Source organism: Longispora fulva (genome assembly GCF_015751905.1).
GTDB classification, from domain to species: Bacteria; Actinomycetota; Actinomycetes; order Mycobacteriales; family Micromonosporaceae; genus Longispora; species Longispora fulva.
Map to the genome: position 1 here is coordinate 1,744,594 of NZ_JADOUF010000001.1, position 19,567 is coordinate 1,764,160.

Consider the following 19,567-nt stretch of genomic DNA (forward strand, 5'->3'; position numbering starts at 1 on the left):
TTCGAGCCGTATCTGGCCTGTTACGCAGGGCTACGATTTTCGTCCGAATTTAATAGGACGTGCCTTGTATGGATAGATAAAGTTTGACCGAACGGTGTAGTCGAGTTGTTAACTTCCCTGCCCGAGACGTGCGTGTCGGGCCCGGACGTTACGGTGTCAGACATGACCATGCGACCCATCCGGATCATCGGCGACCCCGTGCTGCGCACCCCCTGCGACGAGGTCACCACCTTCGACGCCGGCCTGCGCGCCCTCGTCGGCGACCTGATGGACACCCTCCTGGGCGCGCCCGGCCGCGCCGGGGTCGCCGCCCCGCAGATCGGCGTCGGGGCCAGGGTGTTCGTCTACGACGCCGGCGGCGAGCGCGGGCACATGATCAACCCGACGTTGGAGCTGTCGGAGGAACTGCAGGACGGCGACGAGGGCTGCCTGTCCGTGCCGGGGCTGTGGTATGAGACGCCCCGCGCCCAGCACGCGGTGTGCCGGGGCTTCGACCAGCACGGCGAGGCCCTCGAGGTGCGCGGCTCGGGGTTCCTGGCCCGCGCGTTGCAGCACGAGACGGACCACCTGTCGGGCACGCTGTACGTGGACACGCTGACCGGGGACACCCGCCGCCAGGCCCTGCGCGCCATCCGGGCCGCGAACTGGCCGCGGTCGACCGCCAGCGCCTGAGGGGGAAGCCATGCGCGCGACGACGATTCACGGCCCGTTCGACATCCGGGTCACCGACGTGCCCGACGCGGCCCTGCACGGCCCGACCGACGCGGTGGTGCGGGTCACGCACGCGTGCGTGTGCGGCAGCGACCTGTGGGCGTACCGGGGGGTGGCGGCCCGCCAGGAGGGCCAGCGCATCGGGCACGAGTTCGTCGGCGTCGTCGACGCGGTCGGCGCCGACGTGGTGACGGTCCGGCCCGGGGACACCGTCATCGCCCCGTTCGTGTGGTCGGACGGGGTGTGCGAGTTCTGCCGGGCGGGCCTGCACACCTCCTGCCCGCACGGCGGGTTCTGGGGCACGCCCGGTTCCGACGGCGGGCAGGGGGAGGCGGTGCGGGTGCCGTTCGCCGACGGGACCCTCGTGAAGGTCCCCGCCGGCACCGACCCGGCGTTGACGCCGGCACTGCTGTCGCTGTCGGACGTGATGTCCACCGGGCACCACGCCGTCGTCAGCGCCCTGGCCGGCCCGGGCCCCGGGCCGCACGGCTGGGTGGCGGTCGTCGGCGACGGGGCCGTGGGCCTGTGCGCCGTCCTGGCCGCCCGACGGCTGGGCGCGCGCAACATCATCGCCCTGGGCCGCCACGTGGAGCGGACCCTGATCGCGTCGAAGTTCGGGGCCACCCACATCGTGCCCGAACGCGGCGAGGACGCCGTCGCCGCGGTGCGGGAACTCACCGGCGGACTCGGCGCGCACCACGTCATCGAGGCGGTGGGCACGGAGGAGTCGATGCGCACCGCCATCGCCGCCACCCGCGACGGCGGCACCGTCGGCTACGTGGGCGTCCCGCACGGCGGCAGCGCCGGGGTGACGATCTCCGACATGTTCAACCGCAACGTGGCCCTGCGCGGCGGCGTCGCCCCGGCCCGAGCCTACATCGGTGAACTCCTCACCGACGTCCTGGCCGGCACCCTGGACCCGTCGGCCGTGTTCGACCTGACGGTGCCCCTGTCCGGCACCCCCGACGGGTACGCGGCCATGCATTCCCGGCGCGCGTTGAAAGTCCTCATCGAGATGTGAGCAGCACCTGCGGTTTGGGGTGCGACAGGAAGTCGTGGTGGGACACCTCGAAGCCGTACGCGCCGGTGTCGTCGAACACGAGCACGTCACCGACGCGCAGGCGGTCCACGTGCCGGGCGCGGCACAGGACGTCGCGGGGGGTGCACAGTTCCCCCGCCGCGGTGACCGCCACGTCGGTGACCTGCGGGCGGGGCAGGTCATAGGGCCACTCGTCGACCGGGTGCACCGTGAACGGGTGGTCATAGCCCCAGGCTGCCGGCAGCCGGAAGTGGTGCGTGCCGCCGCGCAGCAGGGCGAACCACTGCCCGTGGGTGCGTTTGAGGTCAAGGACCTCGGCGGCGTACCGGCCGGCCGGTGCCGCGGCGTAGCGGCCGATCTCCACGACGAGGCGCGGGTCGGGCGGCACGAGCCGGGCGAAGGCGTCCAGGTCGAAGGACCTGTCACCGGTGTAGTCGACGCCCAGACCGCCGCCGATGTTGACGACGTCGGCGCCGGGCAGCACCGCGTCGGTGTAGGCCAGGCAGTCGGCGGCGTAGGCGGCGTGCGCGGCGGCGTCGAGGTTGTTGGACACCGCGTGCAGGTGCAGGCCCCGCAACCGCAGCCACCGCGACCGCCGCGCCGCCACCACCACGTCCGCCAGCTGCCGCTCGTCGATGCCGAACGCCGTCGGCGCGCCCGTCATCCGGTGGCTGCCGTCCAGGGGTGAGGCGGCCCGGTTGACGCGCAGGCAGATGTCCACCGGCCGGTCGGCGAACGCGTCGAGGCGGGCCAACTCCCACGCCGACTCGACATTGACGTGCGCCCCGGCCGCCACCGCCGCCCGCAGCTCCGCGTCCGTCTTGGCCGGCCCGCCGAACACGACCCGGCGCGCCCCGGCCGCCACCGCCTTGGCCAGCTCACCCCCGGAGGCGACCTCCAACCCGTCGGCGACAGCCGCCGCGGCGGCCAGGAACGCCGGATGGCTGTTGGCCTTCACCGCGTAGAACACCCCGGCGCCGGCCGGCAACGCCACCCGCACCGCCTCCAGCCGCCCCGCCAGCACCGCCGGGTCATACAGGTACGCGCACACCGGGCGCGCCGCGTCGCCGATCACGCCGCGAGGGGATTGTCGACGGGCACGTACTCGTCGCCGCCACCGGACAGGCGCATACGCACCAGGGCCTTGTGCGCCCACGGCCCTGCCGTCAACGCCCCCAGGTCCTCCGCCGCCGCGACACCCACCAGCGCATCGTCGAGAAGCGGCGCGTACACGCCGCGCAGGACCCGGCCCACCGTCGCCCACCCGACCGCCCCCAACCCCAGCCCGTCGACGACGGCCCCCAGATGGTTGCCCAACGCCGTGTACGCGACCTTCGCGCGCAGCACGTCCGCGTCGTCGGTGCCGGTCACCGAACCCGGCCACAGGGTCAACGGATGCCCCGCCGCCGCCAGACGCGGCCCGTGCAGACGCACCCCGCCCAGGTCCCGGAACACCATCCGGGCACACCGGCCGGCGGTGAACAGCGGCACACAGTTCTGCAGGTGCGCCTCCAGGCCCACGCCGTGCGCCAACAACCGCAGCACCGGCCCCAGCAGCGCGGTGGCGTAGTCGGACAGCCACGCCACCGGCCCGTGCGGGTGCGCCGCCGCCAACAGCTCCAACACCGTCGACCCCGTCGCCGGGCACACCGCCGGCAGGGCGTTGGCCGGCACCGCCAACTCGCCGGCCGACACCACCCCGGCCAGGGGGTGGCGCAGCACGGCCGTCACGTCGCGCTCCGAGGCGGCCAACAGCGCCCCCGCGCCGGCGAACTCACCCAGAAGGCTCCCGCCCGTACCCGCAAGGAGGGTTTCCACCAACGCCGACACCGGCGGCCCGTTACGGGCCGTCGCCACCGAGATCGACCGCCGCGTCGACGTGATCTGCACATCCAACGACACCTTCACCAGCTGCCCCGCGCCCGTGAGCACCGTGCGCAGCGACGCCGTCGGCGCGCACGGCACCCGCAACCCGTCCACCACCCGCCACAGACCGGCCCGGCCCGCGTCGGCGTGCCGGGTGCGCAGCACGTTGGCCACCTGCCACGGATGCGCCGGCTGCAACACGAAACCGTCCGGCGCGGCCGGCAGCCCCAACGCCGCCCCCACGTCATCACCCACGTGCACATCCGCGCGCAACGCCACCACCGCCAGGTCGAACCCCGGCCCCTCCAGGTCATAGGCCAACACGTCAGCGACGCTCATCCCCAGCCGGGTCCGGCCGCACGGATGCAGATTGTGCCCCTCCGTGGCCAACCGCTCCAGGAACAACACCCCCTCATCCGGTCCCAACCGGCCGGCCGCGGACACCGCGTCCGTGCCCGCCACCGCCGGGCGGCGCGCCGTCCCGATCGCCAGGTTCACCACCGCGTCGACCAGCTCCGCCGGCAACGTGCCCGTCTCGACGCCCACCAGCAGCGCCAACAGCGCCGCCGGGTCGGTCACCGGCACCCGCACACACCCGGCCTCATGCCACACCGGGCCCGTCACCCGCACCGTCGACGCCGCCCCCCGCACTCCCGGGAACGTCACCACCCCACCGGAACGCGCCGGCCACACCCACACGTCACCCAACGCCCGCAGCCCGCCACGCGACCCGGCCACGTCCTCGGTGAACACCGCCTCCACCAGCCGCGCGCACACATGCGCCGCCGCCTGCGGCAACGCCGCCCGGAACCCGCCCACCAGGTCGGCCGGCAACCGGGGCACCGCCCGGGCCGCCGCGGCCGCCAACAACGCCGGCAACGTCGACGGCGCGACCGTCACAACGTCGCGACCGGACTCGGCACCCACGCCCACACATCCTCCAACGGATCGGAAGCCAACCGCATCGCCGTCAACGCCTTCATCGGCCACGGCCCCCGCACCAGACCCGGATGCCCCGACAACGCCTGGGCCACCGGCCACCACAACAACCGCGCCGACACGCCCGTACCCCGCGCCAGCACCGCCACCACCTCGGCGAACATCGTCGACAACGCCGAGGAGGCGAACTTCGCCCGCAACACCGCCGGATCATCACACCCGACATCCCCGAACAGCGGGGGACAGTCCACCCGGTGCCGGGCCAGCAGAGCCGGGGACACCCGCACCCCACCGAAGTCGCGGTACACGCCGCGCACCGGACGCCCGTCACGCAACACCACCAGAGTGTTCTGCCCGTGCGCCTCCAACGCCACCCCCATCGTCAACAACGCCAACAACGGCGGCAGCACCGCGTCCGCCAACGCCGACACCCACCCCACCGGATCCGCCCCCGCCAACGCCACCACCAGCGGATCCGGGCCCGCGCACAACGCCGACACCGCCGCCACCGACTCACCGGCCCCCACCACCGGCCCCGCCCGCAACACCGCCGCACGCGCACGATCCCCGCCCACCGAACCCGCCGCCGGCTCGGCCAGCACCTCCAGACCCGTCAACGACCCCACCAGCGCCGACAACGCCGGACCGTTACGCACCGACGCCGCCGACACCGTGCGCACCGCCGACGTCATCTGCACACTCACCGCCGTCTTCACATGCCACCCGTCATCGAGTACGAGGGTCCGCAACGACATCAACGGCCGCGCCCGCAACGAACCGGCCACCACCGCACCCGACCACACATGCTCCCGCTGCCACGGATGCACCGGAAGCAGGTAATCGGCCCCCTCCCGCCACGGCCAGTCACCCACCCCCACCCAGTCCGCCGCCCGCACCCGCACCAGATCCACATCCACCACGGGGGAGAACTCCGGGGCGTAGCGCAGCTGCTCGGCCGCCGACATGCCCGTACGCGTCCGGCACAACGGATGCAACGGATGACCGTCGACGACCCTGGCCTCCACATCCACCAGATCCCACGGCCCCCACCCGGGGGTGGCCTCCCGCACCGTGCCGCCGCCCAGATCCGGCAAGCGTGGGGGAGGAGCGGTCCTCGACAGGGCCAGATTCGCCACACTGTCGGCCAGCTCCGCCCGCAACCGCCCCGGCCAGCCCAGACCCGCCGCCAACCGCTCAGGATCGTTGTACCCCACCCCGCCCAACGTCACCGTCAACCCCGACGGGCACACCGCGAACGGCAACCCCGCCTCCGCCGGCCCCACCAACCGACGGCCGTCGGCGAGAGTCACCACCGTCTCCCCGGACACCGACTCGCGCGACACCACCTGCGCCACAGGCTCCCTGCACAACGCACCCCACAACCGGCCCAACACCGCGGCCCGGGCACCGGCAAGCTCCACCAACGGGGTCGACACGAACCCAAACACCCCAATCCGTCAAGTAAGGGTCACCTTACAGGCAGTATTCCTCGGCCGTTAGGCCAGTGGTCACCCACCCCGCACCGTGGCAGGCTACGCCCCGATGAGCACGCCCGAGCAGTACCGACACGACGCCGGCGAACCCCGCCACGCCCGGCGACGCCGGACCGCCCCCATCATCGCCAGCATCGTCTTCGCCGCAGCGGCCCTCACCGCCGGCACCGCCCTGGCCTACCGCACCCTCGACACCCCCACCCCACCCGTACCACCCGCCGCCAGCGGCCCCGCCCACACCCACGACACCACCGGCCCGGCACCCACCACCGGCCCACCAGCCCTCACCTACCCCGCCGACGGCCCCGGCACCTACACCACCACCGGCGACACCGGCCCCATCCGCGGCCACGCCGGCACCCTCCTGCGCTACCACGTCGCCATCGAAAACGGCCTCACCCAGATCGACCCCACCACCGTCACCACCCTCATCGACACCACCTACAACGACCCCCGCGGCTGGACCTCCGCCGGCGCCTGGCGCTTCCAACGCGTCGCCGCCACCCAACCCGCCGACCTCACCATCTACCTCGTCACCCCCGGCACCCGCGCCAAACTGTGTGGCGACCCTACCGACCACTACACCAACTGCCGCACCGGCGACAAGATCATCCTCAACGTCGCCCGCTGGGCCCACGCCACCCCCGACTACGGCGGATCCCTCGACATCTACCGCCAATACGCCCTCAACCACGAAACCGGCCACCGCCTCGGCTTCGACCACGAACTGTGCCCAGCCCCCGGCACCGCCGCCCCCGTCATGCAACAACAAACCCTCGGACTCCACGGCTGCGCCGCCAACGCCTGGCCCTACCCCGTCAAAGGCATCCGCAACGCCGGAACCCCCGGCGAATACCCCGACCCCATCCCCGCCGGATAGCCACCAGGCCAGCGACAGGCCGAACGGGCGCGCGCCCGTTCCCACACCGAGGGCAGGCCGGCCCCCGCGCCAACGGCGCGCCACATTCCCGCGCCGTTGGCGTGCGCCCCCTTGACCCGGCGTCAACGCGCGCCCCGGCCGCCACCGCCGCCACCAGCTCCGCGCCCGTCTCAGCCGGCCCCAGTCCGGCGATACGATCCGTCGCAGGGTCGCAGGGTCGCAGGGTCGCAGGGTCGCAGGGTCGCAGGGTCGCAGGGTCGCAGGGTCGCAGGGTCGCAGGGTCGCAGGGTCGCAGGGTCGCAGGGTCGCAGGGTCGGCCAGTCAGTCCGTCCGCCGCGAACGCCGACGGACAGCGGGATACACCCACACGGCCACCGCCGACACCAGCCAGGCGCCGATATGCCACGGGAAGCCGGTCAGTAGGACGAGATACGTCCCGACCACACCACCCAGACCACCCGCGCCCCAGCGTTCCGAAGCGGAACCGTCACGGTCGTCCAGATGCGCGGCAGGCGCGCCGGGAACATAGACGACACACGCGTAGTCGCCGAACGCCCCGAGCCGCGCGAACAGATCATGATCCAACCGAACAGCGTCCAGCCGCACACAGTTACCGGTCCCCGTGTCAACGGACACCTCCACCACCCGCGGCGGCATCACCCGCACCACAGTGACCGCATCGAAGATCCTGTCCTGCTGCCCGCGCAACGCCGCATCGCTGTGTGCGACCCGCTTCACCCGCCACGCGTGCGGATAGCCACGCAGACCATCACGGACCAACTTCTCACCGGCGTCCGACGCCGCGAACACCACGACCACGTCCCCGTCACAGGTGAAACCCGCGAGCTCGTCATGGTGCGCCGCGTCAAGGGCGGCGACAGGGCCCAGATCACCGCTACACGACCCCGTGAGACCACCCGCCCCACCGCCGGGCCAGGAGAACCCGGACAGCACCGCCCCGGACCAGTGCCGCGCACCAAACCCCACCGACGCCGCGGCCAGGACACCGGCGGGGATGAGAACCGCGAGCCCGAACACCGTCGAAACGGCCAGCAGGAATCGACGCATGTGATGAGTGTCGAAACGGGGAATCACGAACACGTCCCGGCCCGCTCACGGATACGCCGCCAATGCCGGGACCGCCAGCGGCACCGGCCATCGCACCGACAGCCTGCGGGCCAGATCCCGCCGCACGGCAGCACCAGGTCTCCTGACAAGACCACACCCCAGAGCCGCACGCCACGAGCCGCGGACCGAGCCGTACGCCGCGACGGTGTCGGCCGCCCACCGGAACCGGGGCACGACGGCCGTCGAGCACCAGGCGGCGGTTCGCCCAGGGCCGCACAGCATGAACCGGCAGGCGCGCCCCGGAACCACCGGGTCCCACCGATCAGAGCGCCGCCGCCGGCCGGGCCGCCGAGGCCAGGGCCCGGCAGGTCACACGCCGGCAGCGTCTCCACGCCTCGCCACCCCGACGCCACCCCCGCCGACCCTCACGTGATCACCCAACCCCGCCAGGGCCCTGACCCCGCTGCATCCGACCGCCGCAGCCGTCACCGGCGGCGGTTCAACGCAGGTCGACCACCACATCGCGCGCCACCAGCACGGCCAACAGATCTTCCACAGTGACCGCCGGAACCAGCCGACGCCGATCGTAGCCGGCCACGAGGCTCCCACACGCTACAGCCGAGTCACGCCAGACCAGCCGAAACGGCGCCCGCGCGCCGAACCTCCCACGAAGACAGTCATGAAAAGCGTCCAGGTTCCAACCGAAGTATCCACCCGGGCCGTTGACCGCCTCACCGATCGCGCAGTAGAACCCCTCGACATCGGTCACGAACCGACCATCCAACTCAAACGTCGTACCCGCCGGCTTGTCCACCACACCGGGCCGCCGATGGGTCAGCGCCACCCCGGCCCACAGGTGCCGCAACTCCCGACCGTAACCGGCCCACACATTCCTCTCGACGGGCCGGCCCGCATACCAATGCCCCAAGACGCCCAGCATCCCGGTCGGCAGCGGCTCCTGAGGATCACTGGCGACCGTCACGTCAACAAGCCCGGCGCCCAACCGCGACGGCTCGGCGGCCTCCACCGTCCCCGACACCATCGCGCCGATCACCCGACCGGCCGAACCGTCAGCGGCGACCGCATGGACCTCCGCGCGAATCCGGCGACGCCGCACACCAGCCCCACCCGACCGCCCCACGGCGTCCAGCGCCGTCGACAACGAAGACTCCGGCCGACAACCCAGCAGCCGGACCCGCGGCACGAGCGGCGCGGCCCGCACACGGAACACACCCGTGACGTCCCGACACGTGCCCAACGGCACCCCGTCACGACCCTCGAGGACGAACTCGGCGACATCACCAGGACGCACCACCGCGTCCGTACGATCATCGACGTGGACGAACCCGTCGAGGTCAACATCCACCGCCCCCGGCACCGCGACACTCGGCCGACGCGCCAGAACGACAACATCACCCAGATCCTCACCCCACCACGACGGCGCGCCCGGCGACGGCCCCAACAGCGACACGTCACCCAGCCAGGCCTCGCCCGTGCCGAGGGCCTCAACGGGCAGACCGGCGAGAGCACCGGCGGGGGAGCAGCCCACCAACGTGAAACTCTCCCGGGGCCGGGGCGGCAGGTCAACGAACAACCCCTCGATATCCGCGCACAACGCCAACGGAGTGTCGACCTCATCGGAACCCTCGAAACCGACATCACCCAGAAGCAGCCAGCGCGGGCCGACCGGATGCTCCCACCGCCGCGGCGAACCCTCAGCCGCGAAACCGGCGCCCGTCGTCACCCCGAGACCCTACCGGCCCACGAGCCCGCGAGGGGGCACGCCCACCGCACCCACAAGGACCACAACCCCGATGCCACTCGCCCCGCCCAAACACGAGACCAGCCCGCACACCCAGCCAGAACCCACCCACAACGGGAAGCGAAGAGCGAACACACTCGGGTGGCCGACGCGACCCACACACGCCGCCACCCACCAGACGACCGCCACCACCACGACAACGGCCACCACCACTACGACTGCGGCAACTCCGCCAACCGGGCCTCCACCTCAGCCAACTGCCGCCGCAACCGGTCAGCCTCCTCCTCAGCCGCGGCCCGCGCCGCCGACACCAGATCCTCCACAGCCTCCCGCACCGCCGGAGCATCCAACAACGCCACCATCGCCAACGCGTCCGGAGCCCGCACCGGAGTCGGCTTCGCCACCACCTTCACACCCCGCGCCGCCTGCACCGACCACACACCCTCCTGACACGTCAACGTCACCGTCAACTCCGCCGGAGCCTTCACCTTCGCCGGCTTACGAGGCGCGACAACCTTCTCCACAACACCAGTCTCCATAGTCGTAATTGTCGGCTTCGGCGCCGGCGGCAACAGCGGCGGCCCCTCCAGAACCGGCTCAGCCGCCACCGGCTCAGGCTCCGGCGCGCGCGGCGCCGGCATCTTCTTCGGCGGCACCAGCAGGTCAGCGGGGGAGAACCCCAACTCATCCTTCCCGAACCGCACCGCCACGAACTCCGGACCATCCGACGGATCATCCAACCGGACCACCTGACCCAGCTGACCGGCCATCTGCCCAGCCGACGGCGCGAACATCACCCGCGGCCGCTTGCCGGACTCCAAGACAGCCCGCAGACCCTCCACATCCTCAGTGGACAACACGATTGACCTCCCAGAGTCACCAACGTCCCGGCAATTTTTAGCACACCGGTACGACAACGCCGCACCCCGACGCCCTAAGACTCCTGCAAACGCTCCAACAACCGGTACGACGGATTCGACCGAGCCGCGTCCCGCAACTCCCGCGCCGTCGTCTTCAGATACCCCTGACTCGCCGACAACGACCGGTGCCCCAACAACTCCATGATCTCCATCGCCGACGCACCCGACTGCCCCAACCGCGTCGCGAACGTGTGCCGCAACGCGTGCACCAACGCCCCCCGCTCCACCCGGTCAGCCACCCCCGAATGCCGGTAACACTGCCGCACCAGATACTGCAACTGGTTACGCGTCAACCGCTCACCCCGCACATCCACGAACAACGGCGCCATCGTCGGCAACGGCCGACGCTCCCTCGGCAACCGGGCGCGCCGCGTCGCCACATACGCCTCGATCAGGTTCTCCAACGACGGCTCCACCGGCAACGACCGGTCAGCGTCACCCTTACCCGCCCGCACCGACAACCGCCGCTCACCCACCGGCCCCGCCAGATCCCCGACCGTCAACGCCAACAACTCCGCACTGCGCAACCCCGTCAACAACAACGTCGCGATCACCGTCAGATCCCGCTCCGGCCACGGGTCGCGCGCCTTGCGGGCCCGGCTGGCCAGGGCCACCAGCAGGTCGTCGGGGGTGTCCTCGCCCCGCAGCGGCTTCGGTTGCCGCTGCGGGGGCTGCGGGCGCGCCACCCCGGCCATCGGATTGCCCTCCAGGATCCCCTCGGACACCAGGAAGCCGCAGAACGTGTTCCACGTCGACCAGCACCGCGCGATCGACGACTTCGCCCGGCCCTGCGCGAACCCCGCGAACGCCTTACGCAAGGGGGACAGGGTCAGAGCGGAGCAGGGGAGCGCCTCCAGCGGCACGCCGGCCAGCTCGGCCAGGAGGGTGGACACGAAGAGCAGATCCCGCCGGTACGCCGCCACGGTGTGGGGGGAGTCCTTCCGTGGGGCGCGGGCGGTGAAGAAGCCGTCTGTCGCGTCGATGATCCGCATCACCGGTTCAGTATGACCTCCGGGTACGACACTCCCCCTATACGTGCTTTGTCCGCATAACGCCACTTATGCTTAATTCGTGAGAGGGGTACGGGACCGGCCTGCGCGGGGAGGGGGGTCGTGCCCGCGCAGGCCGGTCCCTCGGGTGCCCACTGTCGGGGTGCTGCGGCCTGTGGGGTGCCGTGGTGGACCGGGTGGGCGGTGCCGACGCGTGCGGGGTCGGCCTTCTCCGTAGTCGGATGACGATGTTGATCTTGGTTTGGGGTTTGAGGTCTTTCGTCCTCGACTTCGCCGAATCTCCTTGTGAGGACCTGTTTGCGTCACGGTGACGAAACGAGGCGTCGCAGGGCGGGGGGACGCCGGGGAGGCCGCGCGGGCCGGCCCGGAAATTCGGTGCCGCCGAAGGCCCGAGTCCTCGGGGATCGGCGACCGCGCCGCCCACCCGCCGCTCCGGCTCCTGATCGCAAGCCGCGACGTGACCGCGTTCGTGCCCGACGCCCGCCGCGACACCTGGCTGCGACACCATGCCGTGGCCGCCGTCGAACACGCGGAGATCCTCGTTTCCCAGGGTTTCCGCGCCTACTCATCCTGTGGCGATAATCGACATTATGTTAAGTAGACCGTTGAGGAGGCTCCCCTTCCGACGCTGTCGGACCCACTCGGGTTGCGTGCACGCTGTGGAATGTCGCGTACACAATCTGTCATGTCGAGTCGATGGTGCTCCGCGTCCCGTGCGCGCACCATGACGGTATGAACAGGCGTGGAACTGTGTTGGCCGTGTGCCTGGTGATGATGGTGGCCCTGTCCGGGTGTTCCCGGTCCGAGCCGCGTTCCGCTCCCCCGTCGTCGGCCGGCCCGTCCACCACCCGGACCCCGACGCCGACTCCCCCGGTGAACACGCCGACGGCCGAGGGCCCGTCGGAGGCGTACCGGTCATACACCACTAAATGCGACTGGATGTGGCCCGGTGGCGGGGCCGCGTGCACCGTGGCGCACCAGAACCCGGTGCCCCCACTGTCGGGCGTCACGTCGATCGCCGCCGGACAGCACTCCGGCTTCAACCGGCTCACGTTCGTGTTCGACCACGCCGTCCCCGGCTACGACGTGCGCTTCGTCCGCGAGCTCCTCGACGGCGGCCGGGGCGTGCCGATCCCCCTCGAGGGCGCCGGTGGCGTGCTGCAGATCCGCTTCGACGGCGCGCGGGCCAACGCCGTGACCGCTCAGCCGCCCGGCACCGTCGGGCTGAGCCGGATCCGCAGCTTCGCCAAGGGTGAGGACTTCGAGGGGATCGTGCGCTACGGCGTCGGGCTCAACGGGCCGGTCGGCGCCGACGAGCACGTGCGCGTCCGGGTGGCCGAGGGGCAGCGGGCCGACGGCGGGTACGTGGTCGTGGTGGACGTGGAGGGCTAGCCCCACAGCAGCCAGGCGAGCCCGGCTCCGGCGTACGCGGCGGCCAGTCCCGCGGCGATGCTGGCCGTGGCGTAGCCGAGCGCGTGGTGGCCGCGGCGCTGTTCGATGAGGGACATCATGTCGTAGCTGAAGGTGGAGTAGGTGGTCAGCGCCCCGCACAGGCCGGTGCCCAGGAGGGTCCACAGGCCGTCGGGGACGGCGTCGAGGAGGACTCCGGCGGCCAGGAAGCCGAGGAGGAGCGAGCCGGCGGTGTTGACGGCGAGGATGCCCCAGGGGAACGGGCGGCCGTGGCGGCGTTGGATCCACTGGTCGGTGGCGTAGCGCAGGGGTGCGCCGACGGCCGCGCCGAGGGCGACGAGGAGCCAGGTCACGGGTGCCGCCGGGCGGTCATGGCCTTCTGCCCAGGAGGGTGCCGAGGGTGACGGCGGCCAGGGCGGCGACCGGGGTGACGGTGAGGTACAGCAGTGCCAGGGCCGGGTGGTCGGCGTCGAGGAGGCGTTGGGCCTCGAGGATGTAGGTGGAGAAGGTGGTGTAGCCGCCGAGGAAACCGACGCCGAGGAAGAGGCGGTGCGCCGGCCAGCGGGCCAGGAGGAGCCCGATGAGCAGGCAGCCGGTGACGTTGATGGCGAGGATGCCCCACAGGTCCGGCCAGGTGGTGGCGACGGCCTGGCGGGTCAGTGCGCCGAGGGTGCCGCCGGCGGCGATGACGCTAGGCGTGCGCCAGTTCATGGTTGTGCAGCGTAGTGGTGGTGGGGACGCCGGTCGGCGGGGGCTGGTGGGTGATGAGCAGGACGGTGCGGCCGGTGGTGGCGGCGAGCAGGTCGTGTTGGAGTTCGGCGGCGGTGGCCGGGTCGAGGTGTTCGGTGGGTTCGTCGAAGACGAGGACCGGGAAGTCGGCGAGCAGGGCGCGGGCGAGGGTGAGGCGTTGGCGTTGGCCGCCGGACAGGCGGGTGCCGTGTTCGCCGACGGGGGTGAGCAGTCCTTCGGGGAGGGTGGCGACCCAGGTGTCGAGGCGGGCGGCGTGCAGGGCGGCGTGCAGTTCGGTGTCGGTGGCGTCGGGGCGGGCGAGGCGCAGGTTGGCGGCGATGGTGCTGTCGAACAGGTGGGCGTCCTGGGCGCACAGGCCGATGGTGCGGCGCAGGGTGTCGGGGTCGAGGGTGGCGATGTCGACGCCGCCGAGCAGGATCCGGCCGGCGGTGGGGTCGCAGAATCCGACGGCGACGGCGGCGAGGGTGGATTTTCCGCTGCCGGAGGGGCCGGTGAGGACGTGGGCGGTGCCGGCGGGGATGTGCAGGTCCGGCAGGTGGCAGCCGCGGGCGGTGAGGCCTTCGACGACGAGGTCGTGGTGGCCGGACGGTGTGGCGGTGACGGGTCGGGCCGATGGTGGGGTGAGGGCGTCGACGCGGGCGCGGGCCGCGCGGATCCGGGGCAGGGTGGCGGCCGCGGGGACGAGGGTGGCGAAGAGTTCGTGCAGGGCGAGGGGTAGCAGGACGAGGACGGCGACGTGCACGCGGTCGACGTGGGGGTTGGCGGCGGTGAGGGCCAGTGCGGCGAGGACCGCTCCCCCGGCGGCGGCGGTGGCCAGGGCCTGGGCGGTGCCGCGGCCGGTGGCGGCGCGCCGTTCGGCGGTGGTGAGGCGGGTGTCGGCGGTGGTGAGTGCGGCCAGGGCGTGGTCGGTGCCGTTGTGGGCGGTGAGTTCGGCGGCGGTGCGCAGGGTGGTGAGGATGTGGGTGGCGAGGTGGCCGTGGAGGGGGGCGAGGTGGGCTTCGGCGTGGCGGGCGTGGCGGCCGGCGATCCAGGGGGCTGCGAGGGCGACGGTGGCGAGGCTGAGGGTGAGGGTGATGCCGGTGGCGGGGAGCAGGAGGGTGCTGAGGGTGATGGCGGCGGCTGCGACGGTGGCGGCGGTGGCGTACGGGAGGGCGATGCGTAGCCACTGGTCGGCGAGGGTGTCGATGTCGTCGACGAAGCGGGTGGCGAGGTCGCCTGAGCGGCGGGTGAGGTCGGCGGCGGAGTTCTCCAGGCGGCGCCAGGTGGTGACGCGGAGCCGGGCGAGGATGCGCAGGGCTGCGTCGTGGCTGGTGAGGCGTTCGGTGTAGCGGAGTACTCCCCTGCCGATGCCGAAGGTGCGCACGGCGACGACGGCGACCATGAGGTACAGGACGGGTGGGTGTTGGGCGGCGCGGGAGATGAGCCAGGCGGCGGTGGCGGTGAGGCCTACGGCGCAGGTGGCGGCGAGGGTGCCGGTGGCCCACGCGAGGGCGAGCCGGCGGTGGGTGCTGGTGGCCGGGTGGTCGTCGGGTGTGTCACGCGGGGCGGCCCCGGTGTCGTTGGTGGCCGGTCGGTCGGGGGCGGGCTCGCGGTGGGCGGGTGCGGGGTTCTTGATGACGGAGACGGCTGCTGGGCGTGAAGTCACCGCGTGCGTGAAGTGCTGACGCTGCCGGGTGTGGCCGCTGGCGCCGTGTGCTGCGGCCGGGTGCTCAGCGGCTTCTGGGGCGAGTTCGACGACCCGGTCGGCGGCGGCGATGAGGGCCGGGCGGTGGGTGGCGACGAGGACGGCGGTGCCGTGGGCGGCGTGGGCGCGCAGTACTTCGATGATGAGGTTTTCGCGGTGGGGGTCGACGCCGGCGGTGGGTTCGTCGAGGAGGAGCAGGGCGGGGTGGCGGTCGAGGGCGCGGGCGAGGGCGACGCGGCGGCGTTGGCCGGCGGACAGGCCGGTGCCGTGTTCGCCGATGGGTTGGGTGGGGTCGAGGTCGTCGAGGAACGGGTGGGCGGTGGTGTCGACGAGGTCGGCGACGGTGCCGGTGGCGAGGTGGGGTTCCTGGGGTACCCAGCCGATGGTGCGGCGCCAGGCCTGCGGGTCTAGGTCGGTCAGTGGGGTGCCGTCGACGGTGACGGCGTCGGTGGGGGTGAAACCGAGGAGTGCGCTGATCAGGGTGGATTTGCCGGTGCCGGAGGGTCCGCTGACGGCGAGGAACTCCCCCGGTCGCAGGGTCAGGGACAGACCGGCTGGGGCGGGGGTGGGCCGGTCGGGGTGTTCGACGGACAGGTTCGTGACGGTCAGGTGTGGGGCGGGTGCGGGGTGGGTGCCGGTGGCCGGGAGGGGGGTGTCGAGGAGGGCGAAGGCGGTTTTCGCGGCTTCCAGGCCGTCGGCGCTGGCGTGGTAGTGGGTGCCGACGGCGCGCAGGGGTAGGTAGGCCTCGGGGGCGAGGAGGAGGACGAGGAGGGCGGTGGTGAGGGTGAGGTGGCCGTCGACGAGGCGTAGGCCGATGCCGACGGCGACGAGGGCGACGGAGAGGGTGGCGAGGAGTTCCAGGACGAGGGAGGACAGGAACGCCAGGCGCAGAGTGGCCAGCGTGGCGGTGCGGTAGTTGTCGGTGATCTTCGCGATGTGGGCGGCCTGGGCTTTGGCGCGGCCGAACACGCGCAGGGTGGGCAGGCCGGTGACGACGTCGAGGAAGTGGTGGCTGAGGCGGTGCAGGGCGTGCCAGCGGCGGCGGGTGTGGGTGGCGGTGGCCAGGCCGACGAGGGCCATGAAGACGGGGATGAGGGGCAGGGTGGCGGCGACGATGGCGGCCGAGGGCCAGTCGGCGGGGGCGATGGTGGCCAGGACGGCGGTGGGGACGAGGACGGCGAGGAAGAGTTGGGGGACGTATTTGGCGAAGTAGCCGTCGAGGGCGTTGACGCCGCGGGTGGCGAGGCTGGTGAGGTCGGTGGTGCGTTGGCCGGTGAGCCAGGTGGGGCCGAGGGCCAGGGCGTGGGTGACGATGCGGGTGCGCAGGTGGGACTTGACGGCGGCGGAGGCGCGGTGGGCGGCGGTTTCGGCGGCCCAGGTGACGGCGGCGCGGGCGGCGGTGATGGCGGCGAGGAGGGCCAGGGCGTGGGGCAGGTCGGTGGTGTCGCCGGTGAACGCGGCGGCGAGGGTTTTGGACAGGAGGAGGGCCTGGGCGATGACGAGGCCGGCGGTGGCGGCGCCGAGGGCGATGACGGCTGCGACGGCGGGGCCTGCGAGGCGCAGGAGGCGGGGGTTCACGCGGGGATGTCCTTGACGCTGATGCGCTTGCGGAACACCCAGTAGGTCCAGGCCTGGTAGCACCCGACGATGGGGGTGAAGATGACGGCGACCCAGGTCATGATTTTCAGGGTGTACGGGGTGGACGCCGCGTTGTGCACGGTGAGGGAGAACGCCGCGTCGGTGGTGGAGGGCATGACGTTCGGGTAGAGGCCGCAGAACAGGGTGGTGACGGTCAGGGCGATGGTGGCGGCGGTGCCGGCGAAGGCCCAGCCCTCTCGGCCGGCCCGGTTGGCGGCGAGGGCGCCGAGGAGTGCGGCGGCGGCGAGGGCGGCGGTGGTGATGGCGGCCGGGGTGTGGTGCAGGCCGAGGGTCCAGGTGAGGAACGCGACGGCGAGGGCGGCGGTGACTGCCCCGGCGCGCAGTGCGAGGGCGTTGGCGCGGGTGCGGACGTCGCCGCCGGTCTTGAGTGCGAGGAACAGTGCGCCGTGGGTGATGAACAGTCCGACGAAGGTGAGGCCGCCGAGGAGGGCGTAGGGGTGCAGGAGGGTGAGGAGGGTGCCGGTGTATTCCTTGTCGGCGTCGATGGGCACGCCGTGGTAGAGGTTGGCGAACGCGACTCCCCACAGGAGGGCGGGGAGGGTGGAGCCGACGATGACGGCGAGGTCCCAGCGGTTCTTCCAGGCCTGGTCGTGGCGCTGGTGGCGGTATTCGAAGGCGACGCCGCGGATGATGAGGGCGACGAGGATGGCCAGCAGGGGCAGGTAGAAGCCGGAGAAGAGGGTGGCGTACCAGTGGGGGAAGGCGGCGAAGGTGGCTCCTCCGGCGACGATGACCCAGACTTCGTTGCCGTCCCAGACGGGGCCGATGGTGTTGATGAGGACGCGGCGTTCGGTGTCGTTTCGGCCGAGGACGGGTAGGAGCATGCCGACGCCGAAGTCGAAGCCTTCGAGGACGAAGTAGCCGGTCCAGAGGGTGGCGATGAGGATGAACCAGACGGTGGTGAGTTCCACGGCGTGGGCCCCTTAGTACGCGAAGGCGAGTTGGTCGTCGTCGGTTTTCTGGCTGGGCGGTGCGGCGTCGGGGAGGCCGGCGCTGGCGGTCTTGAGCACGAGGCGGGTTTCGATGACGGCGAGGGTGCCGTAGAGGAGGGTGAACACGGTCAGGGAGGTGATGACCTCGCCGGTGGAGACGGACGGTGAGACGGCGGCGGCGGTTTTGAGGAGTCCGAACACGGCCCAGGGTTGCCGGCCCATCTCGGTGAAGATCCAGCCTGCGGAGTTGGCGGCGAGGGGCAGCAGGGGCAGGACGAGGCCGGCGCGCAGCAGCCACGTCGACGTGGGGGTGCGTCCTCTGCGCAGTGTCCACAGGGTCAGGAGTGCGATGGCGGTTCCGAAGGCGCCGAAGCCGATCATGGCGCGGAAGCCCCAGTAGGTGACGGGGATGACGGGGGCGTAGTCGCCGGGGCCGTAGGTGGCGCGGTAGTCGGCTTGGAGGTTGTTGATGCCTTTGACCTCGCCGTCGAAGCTGCCGGTGCCGAGGAAGGACAGCAGGTTGGGGACGGTGAGTGCCCAGACCTCTTCGGTGCCGTCGAGGGTGCCGATGGTGACGATGGAGAAGCTGGCGGGTTTCTCGGTGCGGTAGAGGGCTTCGGCGGCGGCCATCTTCATGGGTTGGGTCTCGGTCATGACCTTGCCGAGTTGGTCGCCGCTGATCGCGACGGCGGCGAAGGCGACGATCATGGTCCAGGCGCCGAGTTTGGCGGCGCTGCGGAAGGCGGGCTTGTCGGTGTCGCGGCCGCGGACGAGGTGGTAGAGGGCGACGCCGAGGACGAGGCCGCCGCCGGTGAGCATGCAGGCGGCGAGGGTGTGCGGGAGGGTCGCCAGGACGACCTTGTTGGTGAGGACCGCGGGGAAGTCGGTGAGTTCGGCGCGCTGGGTGGCCGGGTTGTAGGTGAAGCCGACGGGCCACTGCATGAAGGAGTTGGCGGCGAGGATGAAGTAGGCCGACAGGGCGGTGCCGATGGCCGCGGCCCAGATGGCGGCGAGGTGCAGGTGTCTGGGGAGCCGGTCCCAGCCGAAGATCCACAGTCCGAGGAAGGTGGACTCGAGGAAGAAGGCGACCAGGCCCTCGATCGCGAGGGGCGCGCCGAAGACGTCGCCGACGAAGCGGGAGTAGTCCGACCAGTTCATGCCGAACTGGAATTCCTGCACGATGCCGGTGACGACGCCCATGGCGAAGTTGATGAGGAAGATCTTGCCGTAGAACTTGGTGAGCTTGAGCCATTTGTCGTCGCCGGTGCGGTGCCAGGCGGTCTGCAGGCCGGCGACGAGGAAGATCAGACCGATCGTGAGGGGTACGAACAGGAAGTGGTAGACGGTGGTGATGCCGAACTGCCACCGGGCGAGGTCGAGTGTGTCCACGTGAGTCCCCCATCCGCGAGGCTCCCCACGGAACCTCTACGCGTCGTAGAAGATT

The 19,567-nt window shown here is 71.8% G+C and carries 16 protein-coding genes; 4 read left to right on the forward strand and 12 right to left on the reverse strand.

Annotation, left to right across the window (positions count from 1 at the left end):
* The first annotated feature begins 162 nt into the window (after nucleotides 1–162).
* Nucleotides 163–672 (forward strand): peptide deformylase, encoded by a 510-nt coding sequence (locus tag IW245_RS07565; RefSeq protein WP_197002466.1) that lies wholly within the window; start codon nucleotides 163–165, stop codon nucleotides 670–672.
* A gap of 10 nt (nucleotides 673–682) precedes the next feature.
* Nucleotides 683–1,732 (forward strand): zinc-binding dehydrogenase, encoded by a 1,050-nt coding sequence (locus tag IW245_RS07570; protein WP_197002467.1) that lies wholly within the window; start codon nucleotides 683–685, stop codon nucleotides 1,730–1,732.
* On the opposite strand, the gene IW245_RS07575 is transcribed toward IW245_RS07570, so the two are convergent.
* From IW245_RS07575 to IW245_RS41535, 3 genes are read right to left on the reverse strand one after another with little or no spacing between them, the layout of a single operon-like run.
* Nucleotides 1,719–2,825 carry an alanine racemase gene (locus IW245_RS07575; protein ID WP_197002468.1) on the reverse strand — a complete coding sequence of 369 codons (1,107 nt, stop codon included), beginning with the start codon at nucleotides 2,823–2,825 and terminating at the stop codon, nucleotides 1,719–1,721. The two genes, IW245_RS07570 and IW245_RS07575, sit on opposite strands and share 14 nt — an antisense overlap.
* Nucleotides 2,822–4,543, reverse strand: coding sequence for an IucA/IucC family protein (locus IW245_RS07580; RefSeq protein WP_197002469.1), 1,722 nt, complete (start codon nucleotides 4,541–4,543; stop codon nucleotides 2,822–2,824). The genes IW245_RS07575 and IW245_RS07580 overlap by 4 nt, the downstream gene beginning before the upstream one ends.
* Nucleotides 4,513–5,991, reverse strand: a complete 1,479-nt coding sequence (locus IW245_RS41535) for an IucA/IucC family protein (protein WP_197002470.1) — start codon at nucleotides 5,989–5,991, stop codon at nucleotides 4,513–4,515. The genes IW245_RS07580 and IW245_RS41535 overlap by 31 nt, the downstream gene beginning before the upstream one ends.
* A 106-nt stretch (nucleotides 5,992–6,097) precedes the next feature.
* On the opposite strand from IW245_RS41535, the gene IW245_RS07590 reads away from it, so the two are divergent.
* Nucleotides 6,098–6,928 carry a DUF3152 domain-containing protein gene (locus IW245_RS07590; protein WP_197002471.1) on the forward strand — a complete coding sequence of 277 codons (831 nt, stop codon included), beginning with the start codon at nucleotides 6,098–6,100 and terminating at the stop codon, nucleotides 6,926–6,928.
* 321 nt (nucleotides 6,929–7,249) lie between these two features.
* On the opposite strand, the gene IW245_RS07595 is transcribed toward IW245_RS07590, so the two are convergent.
* From IW245_RS07595 to IW245_RS07610, 4 genes are all read right to left on the reverse strand, one after another.
* Nucleotides 7,250–8,029 (reverse strand): hypothetical protein, encoded by a 780-nt coding sequence (locus IW245_RS07595; RefSeq protein ID WP_197002472.1) that lies wholly within the window; start codon nucleotides 8,027–8,029, stop codon nucleotides 7,250–7,252.
* 466 nt (nucleotides 8,030–8,495) lie between these two features.
* Entirely contained in the window at nucleotides 8,496–9,740 is a 1,245-nt protein-coding gene (locus IW245_RS07600) for a barstar family protein (RefSeq protein WP_233472521.1), read from the reverse strand.
* Between the two features lie 230 nt (nucleotides 9,741–9,970).
* Nucleotides 9,971–10,615, reverse strand: coding sequence for a hypothetical protein (locus tag IW245_RS07605; RefSeq protein ID WP_231399431.1), 645 nt, complete (start codon nucleotides 10,613–10,615; stop codon nucleotides 9,971–9,973).
* 77 nt (nucleotides 10,616–10,692) lie between these two features.
* Nucleotides 10,693–11,670 (reverse strand): tyrosine-type recombinase/integrase, encoded by a 978-nt coding sequence (locus tag IW245_RS07610; protein WP_197008386.1) that lies wholly within the window; start codon nucleotides 11,668–11,670, stop codon nucleotides 10,693–10,695.
* 750 nt (nucleotides 11,671–12,420) lie between these two features.
* Between IW245_RS07610 and IW245_RS07615 the strand changes: the two genes are divergently transcribed.
* A complete protein-coding gene (locus IW245_RS07615) occupies nucleotides 12,421–13,080 on the forward strand; it encodes an AMIN-like domain-containing (lipo)protein (protein ID WP_197002474.1) in 660 nt (219 codons plus the stop codon).
* Here IW245_RS07615 and crcB read toward each other — a convergent pair.
* Genes crcB through IW245_RS07640 form a run of 5 tightly spaced genes read right to left on the reverse strand, consistent with a single transcriptional unit; the run spans nucleotide 13,077 to nucleotide 19,512 of the window.
* Entirely contained in the window at nucleotides 13,077–13,451 is a 375-nt protein-coding gene (gene crcB, locus IW245_RS07620; RefSeq protein WP_197002475.1) for a fluoride efflux transporter CrcB, read from the reverse strand. The genes IW245_RS07615 and crcB overlap by 4 nt on opposite strands.
* Before the next feature lie 16 nt (nucleotides 13,452–13,467).
* Nucleotides 13,468–13,809, reverse strand: a complete 342-nt coding sequence (locus IW245_RS07625; RefSeq protein ID WP_197002476.1) for a fluoride efflux transporter FluC — start codon at nucleotides 13,807–13,809, stop codon at nucleotides 13,468–13,470.
* The gene (gene cydD, locus IW245_RS07630; protein ID WP_197002477.1) at nucleotides 13,790–17,110 is read right to left on the reverse strand and encodes a thiol reductant ABC exporter subunit CydD; all 3,321 of its coding nucleotides are present in this window, start codon (nucleotides 17,108–17,110) and stop codon (nucleotides 13,790–13,792) included. The genes IW245_RS07625 and cydD overlap by 20 nt, the downstream gene beginning before the upstream one ends.
* Nucleotides 17,107–18,102 (reverse strand): cytochrome d ubiquinol oxidase subunit II, encoded by a 996-nt coding sequence (gene cydB / locus IW245_RS07635; protein WP_197002478.1) that lies wholly within the window; start codon nucleotides 18,100–18,102, stop codon nucleotides 17,107–17,109. Before cydB ends, cydD begins: the two co-directional genes overlap by 4 nt.
* Before the next feature lie 12 nt (nucleotides 18,103–18,114).
* The gene (locus IW245_RS07640) at nucleotides 18,115–19,512 is read right to left on the reverse strand and encodes a cytochrome ubiquinol oxidase subunit I (RefSeq protein WP_197002479.1); all 1,398 of its coding nucleotides are present in this window, start codon (nucleotides 19,510–19,512) and stop codon (nucleotides 18,115–18,117) included.
* Nucleotides 19,513–19,567 lie beyond the last annotated feature (55 nt).

What these genes read in the sequence shown, in the direction of transcription:
- IW245_RS07565 (WP_197002466.1), top strand. Translation starts at nt 163, where the DNA reads ATGACCATGCGACCCATCCGGATCATCGGCGACCCCGTGCTGCGCACC.
- IW245_RS07570 (WP_197002467.1), top strand. Translation starts at nt 683, where the DNA reads ATGCGCGCGACGACGATTCACGGCCCGTTCGACATCCGGGTCACCGAC.
- IW245_RS07590 (WP_197002471.1), top strand. Translation starts at nt 6,098, where the DNA reads ATGAGCACGCCCGAGCAGTACCGACACGACGCCGGCGAACCCCGCCAC.
- IW245_RS07610 (WP_197008386.1), bottom strand. Translation starts at nt 11,670, where the DNA reads ATGCGGATCATCGACGCGACAGACGGCTTCTTCACCGCCCGCGCCCCA.
- IW245_RS07615 (WP_197002474.1), top strand. Translation starts at nt 12,421, where the DNA reads ATGAACAGGCGTGGAACTGTGTTGGCCGTGTGCCTGGTGATGATGGTG.
- IW245_RS07625 (WP_197002476.1), bottom strand. Translation starts at nt 13,809, where the DNA reads ATGAACTGGCGCACGCCTAGCGTCATCGCCGCCGGCGGCACCCTCGGC.